Origin of the sequence: Bacillus haynesii, assembly GCF_014042035.1 — a bacterium.
In the GTDB taxonomy this organism is placed as follows: Bacteria; Bacillota; Bacilli; order Bacillales; family Bacillaceae; genus Bacillus; species Bacillus haynesii.
In genome coordinates, this window is sequence record NZ_CP059494.1 from 1,705,229 (window position 1) to 1,721,726 (window position 16,498).

General features: G+C 44.3%; 16 protein-coding genes and 1 tRNA gene. 11 read left to right on the forward strand and 6 right to left on the reverse strand.

The window, feature by feature from the left end:
* Positions 1–50: 50 nt before the first annotated feature.
* From H2R00_RS08445 to H2R00_RS08470, 6 genes are all read left to right on the forward strand, one after another.
* A complete protein-coding gene (locus H2R00_RS08445; RefSeq protein ID WP_182070840.1) occupies positions 51–2,099 on the forward strand; it encodes a T7SS effector LXG polymorphic toxin in 2,049 nt (682 codons plus the stop codon).
* A 4-nt stretch (positions 2,100–2,103) separates the two neighbouring features.
* Complete coding sequence (locus H2R00_RS08450; RefSeq protein ID WP_182070841.1) at positions 2,104–2,586, forward strand: immunity protein YezG family protein; 483 nt, start codon at positions 2,104–2,106, stop codon at positions 2,584–2,586.
* A gap of 376 nt (positions 2,587–2,962) precedes the next feature.
* Complete coding sequence (locus H2R00_RS08455; protein ID WP_154994915.1) at positions 2,963–3,376, forward strand: regulatory YrvL family protein; 414 nt, start codon at positions 2,963–2,965, stop codon at positions 3,374–3,376.
* 31 nt (positions 3,377–3,407) lie between these two features.
* Complete coding sequence (locus tag H2R00_RS08460) at positions 3,408–3,644, forward strand: hypothetical protein (protein WP_244958298.1); 237 nt, start codon at positions 3,408–3,410, stop codon at positions 3,642–3,644.
* Positions 3,645–3,754: 110 nt separating this feature from the next.
* Complete coding sequence (locus H2R00_RS08465; RefSeq protein ID WP_154994913.1) at positions 3,755–4,333, forward strand: TetR/AcrR family transcriptional regulator; 579 nt, start codon at positions 3,755–3,757, stop codon at positions 4,331–4,333.
* A 16-nt stretch (positions 4,334–4,349) separates the two neighbouring features.
* Positions 4,350–5,774, forward strand: coding sequence for an MDR family MFS transporter (locus tag H2R00_RS08470; protein WP_182070842.1), 1,425 nt, complete (start codon positions 4,350–4,352; stop codon positions 5,772–5,774).
* Between the two features lie 56 nt (positions 5,775–5,830).
* On the opposite strand, the gene H2R00_RS08475 is transcribed toward H2R00_RS08470, so the two are convergent.
* Entirely contained in the window at positions 5,831–6,571 is a 741-nt protein-coding gene (locus tag H2R00_RS08475) for a LysM peptidoglycan-binding and 3D domain-containing protein (protein ID WP_154994909.1), read from the reverse strand.
* A 429-nt stretch (positions 6,572–7,000) separates the two neighbouring features.
* Between H2R00_RS08475 and H2R00_RS08480 the strand changes: the two genes are divergently transcribed.
* A complete protein-coding gene (locus tag H2R00_RS08480; RefSeq protein WP_154994907.1) occupies positions 7,001–7,549 on the forward strand; it encodes a DL-endopeptidase inhibitor IseA in 549 nt (182 codons plus the stop codon).
* Between the two features lie 44 nt (positions 7,550–7,593).
* Here H2R00_RS08480 and H2R00_RS08485 read toward each other — a convergent pair whose 3' ends face one another.
* Together H2R00_RS08485 and H2R00_RS08490 are read right to left on the reverse strand one after the other, a co-directional pair.
* The gene (locus H2R00_RS08485; protein WP_154994905.1) at positions 7,594–7,971 is read right to left on the reverse strand and encodes a VOC family protein; all 378 of its coding nucleotides are present in this window, start codon (positions 7,969–7,971) and stop codon (positions 7,594–7,596) included.
* Positions 7,972–8,018: 47 nt separating this feature from the next.
* On the reverse strand, positions 8,019–8,891 hold the full coding sequence (locus tag H2R00_RS08490) for a DMT family transporter (RefSeq protein WP_182070843.1): 873 nt from the start codon (positions 8,889–8,891) through the stop codon (positions 8,019–8,021).
* A gap of 91 nt (positions 8,892–8,982) precedes the next feature.
* On the opposite strand from H2R00_RS08490, the gene H2R00_RS08495 reads away from it, so the two are divergent.
* A complete protein-coding gene (locus H2R00_RS08495; protein WP_154994901.1) occupies positions 8,983–9,870 on the forward strand; it encodes a LysR family transcriptional regulator in 888 nt (295 codons plus the stop codon).
* A gap of 57 nt (positions 9,871–9,927) precedes the next feature.
* Here the strand turns inward: H2R00_RS08495 and cysI are convergent, their stop codons facing one another.
* Positions 9,928–11,646 carry an assimilatory sulfite reductase (NADPH) hemoprotein subunit gene (gene cysI / locus H2R00_RS08500; protein ID WP_154994899.1) on the reverse strand — a complete coding sequence of 573 codons (1,719 nt, stop codon included), beginning with the start codon at positions 11,644–11,646 and terminating at the stop codon, positions 9,928–9,930.
* Between the two features lie 27 nt (positions 11,647–11,673).
* The gene (locus H2R00_RS08505; protein ID WP_182070844.1) at positions 11,674–13,503 is read right to left on the reverse strand and encodes an assimilatory sulfite reductase (NADPH) flavoprotein subunit; all 1,830 of its coding nucleotides are present in this window, start codon (positions 13,501–13,503) and stop codon (positions 11,674–11,676) included.
* A 319-nt stretch (positions 13,504–13,822) separates the two neighbouring features.
* Here H2R00_RS08505 and H2R00_RS08510 point away from each other — a divergent pair, with 319 nt between their 5' ends.
* Both H2R00_RS08510 and H2R00_RS08515 read left to right on the forward strand, forming a co-directional pair.
* Entirely contained in the window at positions 13,823–14,713 is an 891-nt protein-coding gene (locus H2R00_RS08510) for a LysR family transcriptional regulator (protein ID WP_182070845.1), read from the forward strand.
* Between the two features lie 135 nt (positions 14,714–14,848).
* Positions 14,849–15,208, forward strand: coding sequence for a hypothetical protein (locus H2R00_RS08515; RefSeq protein ID WP_225852966.1), 360 nt, complete (start codon positions 14,849–14,851; stop codon positions 15,206–15,208).
* An 86-nt stretch (positions 15,209–15,294) separates the two neighbouring features.
* On the opposite strand, the gene H2R00_RS08520 is transcribed toward H2R00_RS08515, so the two are convergent.
* On the reverse strand, positions 15,295–15,873 hold the full coding sequence (locus H2R00_RS08520) for a maltose acetyltransferase domain-containing protein (RefSeq protein ID WP_182070846.1): 579 nt from the start codon (positions 15,871–15,873) through the stop codon (positions 15,295–15,297).
* A gap of 398 nt (positions 15,874–16,271) precedes the next feature.
* On the opposite strand from H2R00_RS08520, the gene H2R00_RS08525 reads away from it, so the two are divergent.
* A tRNA-Val gene (locus H2R00_RS08525) sits at positions 16,272–16,344 on the forward strand.
* Positions 16,345–16,498: the final 154 nt, after the last annotated feature.

Consider the following 16,498-nt stretch of genomic DNA (forward strand, 5'->3'; position numbering starts at 1 on the left):
AAGTGGTAAACTCTAAAATGATTGCAACTTTAGTATTAGAGGAGAATGCCATGAAGACTCTGGACGTTCAGGCGCTGCACAAAGCGATTGATCAAACGGTGGAACAATTAAAGCAACAATCGGAAGAAATCGTCAACATTAAAAAAAGCGTGGAAGGTATCACGTCGCTCAACGATGCCTTAAAAGGAAAAGGCGGCGACGCAATACGGAATTTTTATAAAGAGTGTCACACCCCATTCCTTCAATTTTTTGAAACTTTTATCGAGGAATATCAATCAGCATTGAAGAAAATCAAAAGTGCATTGAATTCCCTGGAGCCACAACACAATGGATATATTTCGCAAGCCTTCCTCGATAATGAGCTGGAACAAGGAGTGAAAGATGCCGATCGCACCACGAAGCGTTTGGTTTCTAAAACGAATGCTACGATCGCTAAAGTCAGCCATATAGTCGATTTGCCGGAATTAGATGACAGTAATTTTCACGAGAATTACTCGAAAGCTTTAAAAGAAATCAATCAGACAATTGAAAAATTACATACATTCGACAGGGAGCAGACGAACACCATCAAAGCCGCTGAAAACGACTTAGGAACAATGCAAAGATACATCGCTAGGCTTGAAAAAATGTACACAGGCCCTAAAATTGAAATCACCGGCTATCAGAAAGGTTCTATTTTAAAACAGGATAAAATGGATACCTTGAGTGGAAACCAGGAAACAGCGATGGGCGTTATGTTGGCTAAGCTCGATAAGAGATCAAAACTCGAAAAGGAAGTTAGTGAAGCTAACAAACAGGTTAATAAAATCTCTCACCTAAAGGAAAAGCTCGAAAATGTCATTGATCCTGATGAATTTGTTGAGATTGCACAAGAGATTGGAATTGAAAATCTGACAGAAAAGCAGCAAAATTACTATTTTTACACTATAAATCGAAAACGAAAACAAAGTGGTATCATGGGGCGTATTAAGCAGGGCATTGAAGAAGGAATAGAAGATGTGGCCGTCGATACAGTGACAGGAATACGAGATACCATAACCAATCCAAAAGAAACGCTAGAGGGCATTGCCTACACAGTCACCCACCCTGTAGAAACATTTGAAATCATAAAGAAAGATATCGAGGACTCCTTCGTGAGGGACGTCATCAATGGTGATGCAGAAAGCAGGGCGAGATGGTTTACATACGCTACCGGAATGGTTGCGTCATCCATTGTCGGAACGAAAGGTGCAGACAAAGTTAGCAAGTTGGCTAAGGCGGGCAAGATGGGAAAAGCCGCATCTAAGATAAAGGATGTCTCTAAAAAGACAGCTAGCAAGGGCATAGAGAGTGCGAAAAAGGCAGGTAAGAAAGCAGCTGATAAAGTTGTCAGGGATTTTAAAGATATTAAAAATCTCATTCCGAAAGTCCAAATCGCTTCTCCTCAACTAGCTTTAGCCAATGCTGGTAAAGTTCCGTTCAATACGATAGATGGATCTCGATTGAAAGATAAATTAATTCAACAAACCAAAAAGATTTCTGATCAAGCAAAACAAGCAAGAAATCGAATGGTCAGCATCATTGCGGGTGTTTCTTCCAAAACAAAAACAGACATTAAAGTAGACTCAAAAACCATCCATAAAGTGAAATATGGTGACCATTTCACAAGAGTCAAAAGAAGAAAGGTGTTAAAACCGAACATTGAGTATACAACGCCTGTAGGCTATACTTATAAAACTGATCATAAAGGACGTATTACAAATGTCAGCGGCAAACTAAATTTGGGAGCAGCAAAGAGAAACAAATACGCCCAAAGAATTGCCGGCCGTGAAGATCGATTAAAAACCGATGAGGGCGGTCATCTCATTGCAAGTATATTCGAAGGGTCTGGAAAGCTTGACAACCTTGTGCCGATGGATGGTAACTTAAATAAAGGAGAATGGAAAAAGCTTGAGAACATGTGGGCCAAACACCTCGAAAAAGGAAGGAAAGTTGAGGTTAAAATACAGCCAGTATACAAGGAAAGTTCACAAAGACCTACTATGTTTAGAATAGATTATAAGATTGAGAAAAAAAGATGGGTTCGAGTAGAATTTGAAAATCAACCTGGAGGTAAATAGGAGTATGGATGAAAATAAATTAAACATGCTATATCAGAAGATTGCAGAGACAGTAATTGGGATTATACCTGAAGAATGGTCAAAAGTTTATATTTATGGTGAAATCACTGAAGGTGTACGAAAAGGATTCTTTTTTTATCACCCTGAAGGAAGTGATTCACCAATATATTGCCATGATATCCCTGAAATTTTTGAAATAGGACAAGAAAATTATGATAGCCTTTTAGGAGAAATGTTAGATCATTTAGAAGAGCTGTGGTACGAGTTTAGAGATAGTGATCAAGAGACTTGGACAAATCTAACCATGATGATTAAAAGTGATGGTGAGTTCAATATCGATTATGATTATGAAGAGTTGTCAGATGCTGATGATTATGAAAGAAGTATTATCTGGGAACACAAATATTTAGGACTCTGGCCAGAAGATGAAGATGATAAGGAATTTTTAGAGCAATACCTTGAATCTCATCATGATGAAAAAGAATAGAGAATATAAATGAGATTTAAAAAAAGCAATTGAACCAAAATCGAAAATCATCTAAGTCACGAAAAAGATTCTTTGGGTAAACACGTCGGTTTAAGAACAAGCAAATACGAAATATGATTAACAAAGTGAGGTTGCCGGCTGGCAGCCTTTTTTATTTGGGATCCTATCCTCTTGATTGCAGCCTTTATGAAGACGCTCCAAATATGTTATATGGTGATTAATTAGGTCTCGAAAAACATCTTAGGAACTTTTCAGAATGCTCTCTTCACTCTCCCCATCCACACAAACTTTAACCCCCAAATCTCATTTATAACTCACAACCGGATATTTTTCTGATATCATGAATATACACTGCATGATTAGGAATGAATGTTTAATGATTAAAAAAACTCTCGGTACCATGTTCGCAGTGACTATGATCTTTCTTTTGATCCTCACTGTGTTTACGCTCTTATTCGGGTCTTATTATTTCGGCGTTGCCGGTTTTTTTGCGATTTTCGGCGTTACATACGAATCGCCCTGGTCGCTCTTCTGGTATATCCTTTTATCTTTTGGCCTCGGCGCGCTGTTTGAAATCCCGGAAAAAATTCTGAGCTTTATGATCGGGCATAAAGCCGTGACCTTTATGATCGAATGTTTTTTTACGTGGCTTGCCATCCATCTCGCTGATGAATTGATGGACAGCATCACCATCCCGCTGGATGTCGAAATCATCGCCTGTCTGTTTTTATTTGTCATTCATCTGGCATTTGAAGACAACAAAGAAAGAAACCAGACATACGAGGATTGAGAAACATTTCCTGCGAAGGGAGAACAGAACAGTGACGTTTTTCATTTTACTGGCCGGATTGTTTCTTTTGATTCAACTCAAAAGACCGTTCCGCAAGAAAATGTTCGGCTATGTTTTTTTGGCCGTTTATTTAACGGTGCTCGCACTCTATACCATCAACTCTGCTTTTGTTCACTTCATATCTGACAGCCTTTTGTCGATCTTGGCAGCGATTGCTGTGGCGCCTCTCATTGCCGGCTTTCTGAAGCCTTCAGCGGATTCGCGGTGAACCCCCATATGGACAAATCGTCCTTTTTTTAAAACAGGCCTTCAAAAAAGGTCTTTTTTTTCGTTAAAATTATATAGACCGATCAGTATAAAGTATAAGGGAATGATAGAATGGCAGAAAAAATGAGCAGCCGCGACAAAATATTGCGGGCGGCTTCACGCTTGTTCCGCAAACAAGGCTACCATGCCACAGGTCTGAGCCAAATCACAGCCGAAAGCGGAGCGCCTCGGGGATCGCTTTATTATTATTTTCCCGGCGGCAAAGAAGAGCTGGCGCAAGAAGCGATTCAATTAACCGGGGAAAGAATCAAAGCGTATATATTGTCAGTGATCCGCCGTGAAGCTGATCCTGTCAAGGCGTTTCAATCTTATATCCAGATGATGGCTGACGGAATCGAGGAGTACATCATGGAAGAAAACGATGATATTCCGATCGTATCCGTCGCCGCAGAAACGTGGTCGTTCAGCGAAAGGCTCCGCCAAACGTGTGAACAGGTTTATCAAGACTGGCAGCTTGTCTATCAGGATAAACTGCTCCAGTCAGGCTATGCGCCGGAAACTGCCGAGACGCTGAGCGTCGCGATACAAGCGATGATTGAGGGTGCGTATGTGCTCTCAGTGACGAAAAAAAGCGGCCGGCCCCTTAGTGCAGCCGCCGAACAAATTCCTTTTTTACTAAAACGATCATAAAGGGTGGGACATGCAAATGGAACAAGCTAAAAAAGGCTCCTTCATGATTATCGCAATCTTAATCGTCGGAAATTTTCTCGCTCTAATTAATGAGACGGTCATGAATGTGGCTTTGCCGAAGATCATCGACGATTTCGGCATTTCAGCGAACACGGCCCAGTGGCTGTCAACCGGATATATGCTCATGATCGGCATCGCTGTGCCGATTACCGCGTTTTTAATGCAGCGCTTTACGACAAGGCAGCTGTTTCTGTCTGCGATGACGTTATTTACAGTGGGAACCTTGCTGGCCGGAATCGCTCCGGTCTTCCCGCTCGTTCTCGCAGGACGGATCATCCAGGGTTCGGGTACGGGCCTGATATTGCCGCTTGTGATGAATGTGATACTGACTTTAATTCCGCCGCAAAAACGCGGAACGATGACCGGGATCCTCACGCTCGTTATTTTATTTGCCCCGGCGATCGGTCCGGTCATATCAGGCTATATTGTCGAGCATTATTCATGGCGGGTTGTTTTCTTCATGATGCTGCCAGTATCGGTCTTCATGATTTTTTATGCGGCGTTCCGCTTGAAAAATGTAACCGAACTGACGTATCCGAAAATTGACATATTATCAATTCTTTTATCGACCGTCGGGTTTGGCGGAATCGTTTTTGGCTTCAGCAACGCCGGGGAAGCAGCGGGCTGGAGCAGTCCGAAAGTCATCATCGGACTGGCGGCCGGTGTCATCGGATTAATATTGTTCGTCATGCGCCAGCTCAAATTGAAAGTGCCGATGCTAGATATGAGGCCGTTTCGTTCAAAAATTTTTTCCGTCTCGGTTATCCTGATGTGGATCGTGATGATGCTGCAGTTTTCGATGATGCTGATTTTGCCGCTTTACTTCCAGATGGCGCTTGAGCTGTCACCGCTTTATACAGGCATTCTTATGCTGCCGGGCGGCCTTGTCCTGGCGATGACATCTCTTGTTGCAGGACGCCTGTTTGATAAGCTTGGCTTTAAACCGCTGTTGATCACCGGATTGATCATTGTGATTGCCGTCCTTTCGCTGTTTACGAATATTTCAAGCGATACGCCGATGGCGGTCGGAATGATGCTGTACGCCGGCTTCACACTCGGCGTCGGGTTGACGATTGCTCCGATTATGACGCTCGGTTTGAACCAGGTGCCAAAACCGCTGTACCCGCATGGTTCGGCGATTATGAATACGGTCAATCAAGTGTCAGGGGCCATCGGTCCGGCATTGTACACGACGATCCTGACGACCGTTTCGAATCGCTTTATCGCGCATTCTTCAGGAGGCAGCCGTCAGGAGCTGCACATGCAAGGCATGACAGAAGGCGTTCATATGGTTTATTTCGTAGCCATCGTCTTTGCAGCCGCTGCTCTTGTGATTTCGTTTTTTGTGAAAAGCAGACGCGCGGAACATCATGCAGCATAAATATCGGTCCTCAAAAAAATGCAGGAGGCATGAAACGCCTCCTGCATTTTTTTATATTAGTTTAAAATTTTGACCTTTACGGTTTTGACGCCCCAATTGAAAGCGTCTTTTTTATCTGGAATAAATACGTCTATTTTATGGCCTTTAATGGCGCCGCCGGTATCTTCAGCCGTCGCTTCGCCATAGCCTTCCACATATACTTTCGTACCGAGCGGAATCACGCTTGGATCAACCGCGATGACTTTCGCATCACGGTTCGCATTCAGGTCGACTCCCGTTTTTGTGATGCCCGAAATGCCCCCGTCATTTGCCGTATACGCAGTTGCTGTCACTGTGATTTCCTTTTGCACGTTGACAGGCTGATCGTTTTGTTTTTGCGCGGACTCTTGTTTCACAGGTGCTGTTGCAGCCGTTTCTCCTGCTTCTCCGTTTATCGCAAGCGTTTGCCCTGCAATAATCAAGTCTGACTTCAGGTTGTTCCGTTTTTGAAGATCGCTTACAGTCACACCGAACTCTTTTGCGATTTTTGAGAGCGTGTCCCCTGGCTGAACGGTGTACTGCTTTTCTTCAGATTTTTCTTCTTGAGAAGAAATGTTCAGCTTTTGACCCGGTAAAATCAGATCTGTAGAAAGCTGATTCCATTTTTTTAAGTCCTTGAGGTTCATTCCGTAGTTTTGAGAAATCCCCCAGAGCGTGTCTCCTTTTTGAACTTCGATTTCTTTTGCTGAGGCAGTCGCTCCGAATGCAGTCGCCGACATAGCCGCGGCTGCAGCCAAGGACATGATTGTCTTCTTCATAAGTTAAATCCTCCCTTGTTAGCCCTTTTGAAACTAACAGGGAAAATCGTAACACAGCAAAATGTCATCGCTATGACAGATTGATGCGAATTTCGTTACAGTTTTTTTACTGGTAAAGTTTGATTTTATATAAAATTCTGATTTTTAACAACATTATTCATTTATGTTTCAGTCGTTCTCTTTCCTGTTTTGACGCAGGTTTAAGCTGGAATTCTTTTTCAGTATAAGATGTTTTTTCAACATGATGCTTTTGTGTTTATGAGCAGAGAAATCCGGGAAACGAATCAATATACGTAAACCCCAGCTGCTTTTATGTCGTCATATATAAGAAAACAGCGGAGGAAAATTTTTCCCGCAAACCTCTTGTAATCTATCTGTAATTATTGTAACATTTGTAACATAAGAGATATATTTAAGGAGAGAGGAACATTGAAAAAGTTAATCGCTTGTTTATTAGCTGTTTTACTGATCTTGCCTGCCGGAGCGTCTCTCGCAGCGAAAAATCAAACATCAGGGAATTTAACAAATAAGCAAGTCATGCAAATGACCTTGCAGGCACGGGAGCACTTTTGGAATACGATGAGCGGCCACAATCCAAAAGCGAAAAACTCAACTTGCCAATCCAAAACATTTGAATACCGCGGTCTTCCATATACGTATATGTGCAGTGAATTCAGCACAAAAGCAAAATTAACAGACTACTTGACACCAGTTTTCACAAAAGACGCCATTAAAAAAGGATTTGAAAAATACAACATCATTTCTTATAAAGGAAAAATGGCCGTGCCTGTCGGCGATGGGGATAACCTCTTAGGATGGGACAAGGCAAAAATCAAACTGATCTCACAAAAAAATAATACCCGCACATATGAATTTTCCGTACCGGCATTGGATGGATCAGTGACCGCGAAAAGAAAGATCACGTTTGTGAAAGAAAACAACAAATGGAAAATCAATCAGCTCGATGCTGCCATCTAAACGAAAAAAGCTAATGTCTAAAAACGGACATTAGCTTTTTGCCGTCAAACGGTCAGCTCAACGATGTTGCCGTCAGGATCCAGAATGACGCTTTCATAATACCCGTCTCCCGTGACGCGCGGCTTTCCGGCAACTTGGTATCCTTCCTTTTCAAAATGGCTCGTCATCTCGTCAACCTCTTGCCGCGATCCTAAGGAAAACGCCATATGTGCATAGCCGCAAGCGTTTTCCTCTCCTTTTGCAAGATCGGGGCGTCTCATCAGCTCAAGCCGTGTTCCCGATTCAAATTGAATGAAATATGATTCGAAATGCTTTTTCGGGTTGACGTATTTTTCATTCGCCTTTCCGTGAAAAAACCGGGTATAGAAATCTTTCATTTCCTCTAAATTGTTCGTCCATATGGCGATGTGTTCGATTTTCATCAATCTCCCTCCCATTTCATATTACCATATAGACCCTCTGCCTTTTTTTACACTTTTTTAAATTGATAAGTATTCATAAAAATCCCGATACAGATCATGAATGCGCCGATCAGGATGCTGAATGTGACCGGTTCATGCAACTGCAGCCAGCCGAATAAAAGGCCTAATACGGGGACAAACATTAAAGCCATCGATGCTTTTGACGCTTCGATTTGATTCAGTATCCAAAACCAAACGACGAACGTCAAAGCCGTAGAGAATAAACCGTTAAACAAAAGAGACAAGATCGCTTCATTTGACCAGTGAATCGGCCGGGACGGTTCCAGTATAAAAGAGAAGATCAATAACATCACCGCCCCTGTGAGAAGCTGCCATGCATTCATATGAATCATATCTGTATGTTTAAATTTCAGTTTGCTATAAACATTGGCGATGCCCCAGCTGAGCGCTGCGATTAAAACACAAAGTTCTCCAAATATGACGTTTTGATCAACATGCAGAATCCCTCCTCCTAATATAAACAAAAGACCGATCAAACCAGAAAACAAACCGAGCATTTTATACACATTGATTTTCTCGTTTAATTTAAAATGACTGATGACAGTAACAAAAATGGGCATGGTGTACACCAAAACAGACGTTTTTCCCGAATCGACAAACTGCATGCCGTAAGTTAACACCCCCATATAACCTAAACCCATCAATAAACTCATCACCAGATAATGCTTGATATTCTCCTTTCCTATTGAACGTTTCCTTCCTTTGAACAAGAGAATCACAAACAAAGGAACTGCTCCGATGAACAGCCGCAGTGCCGAAAATAAAACAGGGGGAATGTCAGTGATTGCGATTTTCATTGTCACCCAGGTATACCCCCAAATAAGTGTTACAGAGATGATTCCAAAAAGTACTTTAAACATAACCCGTCACCTTTCTTCTTTGTTTCATGTACAGCATATGCTATATTGACATATAACTGAAATACATTTTTATTATCGGGGGTATAACCAATTGGTTATGAATATGAACAGCCTTCACATCTTTGTGAAAGTCGCGGAGACACTAAATATGACAGAAGCCGCCAACGAACTGTATATTTCACAGCCGGCCGTGAGCAAAGCTATAAAAAGTATGGAAACGTCGCTCGGGGTCAAATTGTTGATTCGGGATAAACAAAACAAGATAAAGCTCACTGACGCGGGGAAGGAAATCGTCGTACTGGCCAGACAGATGATCGTGATTGAAAACAAAATATACCAGGTGGCCGATCAAGAAAATCATCTGCTCAGGGGGAAAGTTAAGGTTGGCTCGTTCCCTGCCGTCTCAGCGAATATTTTGCCGCAGGCTATCGCCTCCTTCAGATCAAAATATCCGCTCGTACAAATCGAGCTGATCGAGGGTACCTCTGATCAAATCAAGCAATGGGTTGAAACTCGCCTGGTTGATTTAGGAATCGTCGCCTCTCCATTTGACGGGTTCGAAAGTCAAGTATTGTTCCAAGACCGGATGGCGGCCGTCATTCCTGAGCAATATCATCACTTAAAAGACGCACCATTCATTGATCTGAAAAAACATCAAAATGAATTGATTTTTTGTAAAGGCGGGCACGAAATTGCCGTATCTCAAATCTTTCAAAAACACCGCCTCGAATTAAAAGAAAATCTGACTGTGCAAAACGCGGAAACATTGGTCAATATGGTCAATAACAACTTGGGGATCGGCTTGATTTCAAACTTTTCGCTTTCCTCCGTGTCCCATCAGTTAATCAAAAAAGACATCTCTCCTCAAATTATCCGCGAGGTCGGCCTGATTACACCTTCATTTGAAGAAGCAACACCTGCGGCTGCCGAGTTTATGAAAATGATCATCGAATCGGAAACGGCCCGGTCATTTTCGTAAACAGAAAAACGCCTCAGCACCAATCAAAGGGCTGAGGCATTTTTTTTAAAATGACCATCAATCATGGAAATTCGTTCCGTCCGTCGTTTCTTTAACAATTCCGGCGCGGATGACGAAATCTCCGAAATGTTCTCCTTCATTGCGTTCTTTCGCATAGCGCGGAAGAATGTCGCGAAGTTCTTTTAAAATTTCTTCTTCACCGATGTTTTCCCGGTACATTTTGCTCAGACGGCTGCCATCAAAAGCCGCGCCGAGGTACATGTTGTACTTTCCCGGAGCTTTTCCGATGAAGCCGATTTCGCCGAGCGCATGGCGGGCGCAGCCGTTCGGGCATCCTGTCATGCGGATCGTAATCTCTTCATTCTTCAAACCGTTTTCCACAACGATTTCATCAATTTTGTCAATCAGCTTCGGCAAATACCGTTCCGCTTCGGCCATCGCCAATCCGCACGTCGGCAGTGCGACGCATGCGATCGAGCTGCGGCGGAGCGCTGTATAATGCTTGCCGTCAGTCAAACCAAACTGTTCGATCAGCTCGCTGATCTTTTTCTTCTTTTGACTTGTGACATTTGCAATGATCAAGTTTTGGTTGGCTGTGAGGCGGATATCACCAGTATGAACTTTGGCTATTTCCCTTAAGCCGGTCATCAGCTTGTAATCATCATAATCAGTAACACGACCGCCCTCAATAAACATCGTAAAGTGCCATCTTCCTTTTACGCCCTTGACCCAGCCGTAGCGGTCGCCGTTATGCTCGAAATAATACGGTTTTGCTTCAGCGAGGCTCCAGCCGAGGCGGTTTTCCAGTTCGTTTTTGACCGTTTCCAAGCCGAGGCGGTCAATCGTGTACTTGAAGCGGGCATTTTTGCGAACCGAGCGGTTTCCGTAGTCACGCTGGATCGTAATCGTTTTTTCGGCGACATCGTATAACTGGTCAGGCTTGCAGAAGCCAATGACTTTGGCAAGCTGCGGATACGTTGCTTTGTCCCCGTGGGTCATGCCCATGCCGCCGCCGATCGCGACGTTGAAGCCGATGAGCTTGTCATCCTCCACAATCGCGATAAACCCGAGATCCTGTGAAAATACGTCGATATCATTTGACGGCGGAACGGCGATGCCGATTTTAAATTTCCGCGGCAGATACAGCGGTCCGTACATCGGTTCGACTTCTTCCGCATCAGGCGTACCGGCCACTTTTTCTTCATCAAGCCAGATTTCATGATATGCCCGTGTGCGCGGCAGGAGGTCATCACTCAGCTTTTTCGACCATTCATACACTTCTGCATGGATTTCTGATTGATACGGATTGGAAACGCACATGACGTTCCGGTTAACATCGCCGCATGCTGCAATGGTATCTAGCATGGCTGAATGGATCGACTGTATCGTTTTTTTCATATTCCATTTTAAAATGCCGTGCATTTGGAAGGTTTCCCGGGTTGTCAGCTTCAATGTGCCGTTTCCATATTTCCGGGCAAGCTCATCCATGACAAGCCACTGTTCAGGCGTTGCGACACCGCCCGGCATCCGGACGCGCAGCATGAACTGATACGCCGGCTCAAGCTTCTGCTTTTGACGCTCATTGCGGAGATCGCGGTCATCCTGCAAATAGCTGCCGTGATGCTTCATCAGACGGTTGTCGTCATCGGAAATTCCGGCTGAAAGCGGCTCGAGCATCGATTCCTTCAGGGTGCCGCGCAAATAGTTGCTTTCTTTCTTAATGCGTTCTACATCGCTCGGCGGTCCTTCAGGCGCTTTTAAAATTTCGTTCCCCATGTTGAAAAAGTCCCCTTTCAATCAAAATCAGTATACATCGCGCTGATAGCGTTTTTGCTTTTTCATTTCTGCCAGGTAGGCTTCAGCTTCCTCACGGCTTTTGCCGCCTTCTTTTTCGATAATTTCAAGCAATGCGTTCTGAACATCTTTGGCCATGTTGTTCTTGTCACCGCAAACGTAGAAAGCCGCTCCCTCTTCAAGCCACTCAAACAGTTCTTTGCTGTGCTCCAGCATGCGGTGCTGTACATATACTTTTTCTTCCGTATCCCGCGAGAACGCGACATCCATTTTTGTCAGCACGCCGTCACTCAGCCACTTTTGCCATTCTGTCTGATATAAGAAATCGGTGACGAAATACTGATCGCCGAAGAACATCCATGATTTACCCGGTGCTCCGGTTTCTTCGCGCTCCTGCATAAATGATCTAAACGGCGCAACGCCTGTGCCAGGACCGACCATGATAATCGGAGCCTCCGGATTCTCCGGCAGCTTAAAGTTTTTATTCGGCTGAATGAAAACAGGCAGCGTGTCGCCAGGCTGAAGGCGTTCGGCACATAAAACCGAGCAGACCCCTTTTCGGTCTCTGCCGTGCGTATTGTAGCGGACAGCACCGATCGTCAAATGCACTTCATCCGGATTTGCAGCGAAGCTCGATGCGATCGAATAAAGACGCGGCGGCATTTTTCGAAGAATCGAAACAAATTCCTGCGGAGCTGCTGCGATCGGACCGAAATCCCGAACAAAATCAATCAGGTCGCGGCCGGCGATATACGCTTTTAATTGATCCGCATTTTCCGAAGCGGCAAGCTCGCGCAGCTTTTCATTTTCAATGAGTTCTGCCGCCTGCTGAATGAATTTCTTTGTCAGCACCGTAATTTCAAAGTAAGAAGTCAACGCTTCTTTTAGTGAAAGGTTTTCCCCTTGATCAACAGTGATGGTAACATTCGGATCCCATTTCAGCTCGGCCAGCAGCATATCGACGAGTTCCGGGTCATTTTCCGGAAAGATGCCGAGCGCATCACCAGGTTCATAAGTCAAGCCTGAGCCTTCGAGCGATAATTCAAGATGGCGCGTTTCTTTATTTGAGCCGCGGCCGTTTAAATTCAAATTTTCCAGCACTTCCGCTCTGAACGGATTTTTTCTCGAATATACCGTTTCTCCTCCTGTGGCTTGCGGAGATGCCGGTTGAGCAGGTGCGGCGCTTGTGCCCTGTTCCTGTCCTTCGTTTAAGCTTGAGATGACACCGTCAAGCCATGTTGCAGCCGGCTCATCATAATCGAGATCGCAATCGACGCGCGGATGGAGCCTTGTGCCCCCAAGCTCACCAAGCCGCTGATCGAACTCTTTTCCGGTCTGGCAAAAAAACTCATACGATGTGTCGCCAAGAGCGAGCACAGAATAACGGAGATCATCGAGCTTCGGAGCCCGTCTGCCATGGAGAAATTCATGGAATGACAGCGCGTTGTCCGGCGGATCCCCTTCACCGTGGGTGCTGACGACGATCAGGAGGTTTTTTAGTTTCTTCAATTGATTCGGTTTAAAATCGCTCATTGCAGAGACGGTGACTTGAAATCCCCGTTCTGTAAGTGTCTTAGCCGCGTTTTCGGCAAGTCCCTGTGCATTTCCTGTCTGCGATCCGAATAAAATGGTCACTTCTTTGGAAACAGGCTGGGCCGGGCTTGCAGCCGGAACTTCCGCCGGCAATGTTTCAAGCGCCGCCGCGGCATCGGCGGTTTGCACAGCCGCCAGATAACCGCTCAGCCAGGCTTTTTGTGATGCCGTCAAAGTTGGCAGAAGGCGGTTGAGGAGCTCTGCCTGCTCCTGATTAAAAGGACTGTTCATTACCTGAAGTTGCAACGATATCCACCTCACTAAGGAATAAAAAAATCATGACTTGTTTTGAAACGGAAAAGGATTACACTCATCATATATCCACTATTCCTATAAATCAAATCGGTTTTATTGACGCAAAACATCTGTCGATCACGGCTTTTGCTGCTAAGAAATATTGTAAGCGCTCACTCATCACGTCCCCTTTGCCGCTCGGCGTCAGCCTGCTTCAAACCAAACATTCCTAAAAAAGATTCTAATTTAAAGTTTACTGGAATACTCAACATTAGTAAAATATATATTAATTATCACAGCTATTAAGATTTTTAATAAAGGAGAGATTCGTGTGCATTATGATGCGCTGAAGACATTCGTTACCCTTGCAGAAGTCAAAAATTTCACGAAAACGGCCGAGCTTCTTCTTATGTCGCAGCCGAGCGTGAGCATGCACATTAAAAATCTTGAAAAAGAATTCCAGACGAAATTATTTGAACGCTCTCCGAAATATTTAAAAATCACGCCAACCGGTGAAATTTTATACGACCGCGCCAAACAAATGATCACCATCTATGAACAAACGCGTCAAGACATTCTCGATCACCACAACTCGATCAAAGGCGAGCTGAAAATCGGCGCAAGCTTCACAATCGGCGAATATATTTTGCCATCGCTCTTGTTCGACCTTCAAAAAGAATATCCTGAGCTCGAACTCAAGGCCGTCATTGGAAATACGGAAGAAATCGTGCAATCCGTCCGCCTGTACAAAGTGGACATCGGCTTGATCGAAGGACAGACAAATGAAAAAGAGCTTTCTGTACACGCCTTTATGCAGGACGAATTGTTTATCACTGCTTCAAGCGATCATCCGCTTGCGGCCAAACAGGACGTGACAATGGCCGATCTGCAAAATCAAACGTGGGTAACGCGCGAAGTTGGCTCAGGCACACGCGAATACTTAAACCATGTCATCCGTTCAAACGGTTTAAAAGTGAAGTCGTTTCTGACGATCAGCAGCAACCAGGGGATCAAAGAAACGCTCATGACGGGCATCGGGCTGTCTCTCCTGTCTGAAAGCGTCATTGAAAGAGACGTACAGCACGGAAACCTTTCCGTGATCCGGCTGAAAAATCAAACCTTTAACAGGACGCTTTCCTATATATATTCACCCGTCATGCAGGACAAGAAAAATGTGAAAACCTTCATTAACGCTTTGAACAAAAGAACAGCTTCGGGATGATGATCCGTTCTTCCTGCCGCTTCACGAATTGTTTGTTTTCGTTTGTCCAATGTGTGAATCATCATTGGAACCGATTGACTAGCGGTCGGTAATACCATATCCTGGAATCATCACATAGGAAAAGAGATGATGGTTATGAAGTGGTTAGGTAAAAGTTTAGTTGCTTCATCATTACTGGCGGGTATGCTTGCTGTTTCAGGAAGTCCCATGCATGTACAAGCCCAGGAACTCTCTAAAACTGAAAATCTCTCTTCTCACGCATCTGCACAAGGAATCATCGCCCCTCAGGCGATCGTCATCAACAGGCCGATGAAAGTCGGACAGGAAGATCAATACGTCGGCATTTCGAACGTTTCCTACAGCGGCAGCGCCATTACCGTCAGAATCACTTCGGACCGCGTGTACGTAAAAGCCGTCAGCCCAGGCAAAGCGACATTTTCTTATCTCAATTCATTGGGACAGCTGGTCATCAACAATATTACGGTCACCCGATAGCACCTTATCCGCGGGAGGAAACTGCTTCCGCGGATGTTTGATCAGCTCTGACTTTCACCGTGACTATTCCAAAATAAAAACACCAATCACATAGAATTGGTGTTTTTGCCGTCAACGTATTTAAGTATTTTCGCCGGATTGCCGCCGACGATGGCATTGTCCGGGACATCTTTTGTCACGACGGCTCCGGAAGCTATCACTGCATTGTCGCCGACCTTGACGCCGGGATTGATGACCGCACTGCCGCCAATCCAAACGTTCCGGCCGATGATGACAGGTATTCCGTACTCCGCACCGCTTATCCTTTCGGACGGATCGAGCGGATGGGACGCCGTATAAATATGGACACCCGGTCCGAGCATACAATGATCGCCTATCCGGATTTCGCATACATCGAGGAAAACACAGTCAAAATTGGCGAAGAAATTTTCCCCGACATGTATGTTAAAGCCGTAATCACAGCGAAACGACGGTTCGATGTGGATCGTTTCCCCTGTTGATCCAAACAGCTCTTTGATTAGCTTGGTCCTTTTATTGTCGTCGATTTCGTTCGAATGGTTGAATTCATTCGTCATTTTGCGCGCCTTGAGTCTGTCATGGCACAGCACCGGATCAGAAGCATGATAAAGCTCTCCGTCCAGCATTTTTTGCTTTTCTGTTTTCATTGGTTTGATCTCCTTGACAGGTATCTTATATTCGCTTTCTGTTCTACAGCAACTGCAAGACTAAACCGCACACTTTTACGATAAAACAAATATTGATGAGCAGCAAAAGCAAAATAACAGCGCTCCTCTTCTCATGTTTGATTTCATAAACGAATTTCCAAATGAAAAAAACGGCTAAAACTACAATTAAAGTACTATCAATGCTTTTAAGTATCAGATCCATTCAATCCCCGCTCCCGTTTGATGTCTATATAAGCCGATTTTTTCATAACGCGCGGGAGTCTGCAAGCCTCTTTCTCAGTTCTCTCAAAAAAAATTAAAAAAACAGTTGACGAACCCATCTAATCTGCATATAATAGAACTTGTCAGCAAAACAAATACCCAGTGTTACATATCATGATTCCGTAGCTCAGCTGGGAGAGCGCTACCTTGACAGGGTAGAGGTCGCTGGTTCGAGCCCAGTCGGAATCATACCGAATCGAAACAGCAGGAAAAACGTTGATTTCCAACGGATTTCCTGCTGTTTTTGCGTTTGATTTTTTCAATTCCCACCTCTAAAAACTCTGTCTTCATTCAACAAAAAACAGCCGCTGATTGAAAGTGTTATGGTAAAATATTCTTTGTA

Bases quoted from the DNA above. Each gene is read 5' to 3' on its own strand.
- cysI (WP_154994899.1), bottom strand. From the start codon at position 11,646: ATGGGGAACGAAATTTTAAAAGCGCCTGAAGGACCGCCGAGCGATGTA.
- H2R00_RS08515 (WP_225852966.1), top strand. From the start codon at position 14,849: ATGAAGTGGTTAGGTAAAAGTTTAGTTGCTTCATCATTACTGGCGGGT.
- H2R00_RS08465 (WP_154994913.1), top strand. From the start codon at position 3,755: ATGGCAGAAAAAATGAGCAGCCGCGACAAAATATTGCGGGCGGCTTCA.
- H2R00_RS08455 (WP_154994915.1), top strand. From the start codon at position 2,963: ATGATTAAAAAAACTCTCGGTACCATGTTCGCAGTGACTATGATCTTT.
- H2R00_RS08445 (WP_182070840.1), top strand. From the start codon at position 51: ATGAAGACTCTGGACGTTCAGGCGCTGCACAAAGCGATTGATCAAACG.
- H2R00_RS08450 (WP_182070841.1), top strand. From the start codon at position 2,104: ATGGATGAAAATAAATTAAACATGCTATATCAGAAGATTGCAGAGACA.
- H2R00_RS08475 (WP_154994909.1), bottom strand. From the start codon at position 6,571: ATGAAGAAGACAATCATGTCCTTGGCTGCAGCCGCGGCTATGTCGGCG.
- H2R00_RS08490 (WP_182070843.1), bottom strand. From the start codon at position 8,891: ATGTTTAAAGTACTTTTTGGAATCATCTCTGTAACACTTATTTGGGGG.
- H2R00_RS08470 (WP_182070842.1), top strand. From the start codon at position 4,350: ATGGAACAAGCTAAAAAAGGCTCCTTCATGATTATCGCAATCTTAATC.
- H2R00_RS08485 (WP_154994905.1), bottom strand. From the start codon at position 7,971: ATGAAAATCGAACACATCGCCATATGGACGAACAATTTAGAGGAAATG.
- H2R00_RS08520 (WP_182070846.1), bottom strand. From the start codon at position 15,873: ATGAAAACAGAAAAGCAAAAAATGCTGGACGGAGAGCTTTATCATGCT.